Origin of the sequence: Rahnella sp. RcJ3 (genome assembly GCF_009498575.1) — a bacterium.
Lineage (GTDB): Bacteria > Pseudomonadota > Gammaproteobacteria > Enterobacterales > Enterobacteriaceae > Rahnella > Rahnella aceris.
Genome location: NZ_QSNX01000011.1, coordinates 18016 through 18446, shown reverse-complemented (window position 1 = coordinate 18446; position 431 = coordinate 18016). Strand labels below are relative to the sequence as shown.

Genomic DNA, 431 nt, shown 5'->3' with positions numbered 1-431 from the left:
TCCTACACCGTTGACGTCACCTGCCCCGCACCGGATATCGGTGCCGCGCAGATGCTGCGCCAGTTCGCCAGCTTCACGATGGGCACGCCTTTCCAGCCCGAACGCGTCGTGTACGGCGTTATCCGTGACTTTCAGCGCCTGTCGACCTCCGCCGACGAAACCCTTTACCGGATCCGGACTGGGAACGCTACACCTCGCTTGATGCGGCAACGGACAGCCTTTTAACGAAATAACAGGGACGATCACCAATGGATGACGATTTCGAAAAGGCGCTGGCATTTTTCACCCCGCCGCCTGACAGCTGGGTCTGCAGCGGGCAAAGAAAAATTGAGGCCGCAGGGCAATGGATTTGGGAAATCCTGCAGGGAGATTTCAATACCGGACAAACCACCGGACAGGTCGTCACGGGGACGGTGATTTCCATGATCCCG

2 pseudogenes are annotated in these 431 nt (G+C 58.2%); both read left to right on the top strand.

Annotated elements, in window-relative coordinates:
* Positions 1 to 201, top strand: a pseudogene (locus DXU84_RS15335) (hypothetical protein); the annotation flags it as partial.
* 47 nt (positions 202 to 248) lie between these two features.
* Positions 249 to 431, top strand: a pseudogene (locus DXU84_RS25160) (hypothetical protein); the annotation flags it as partial.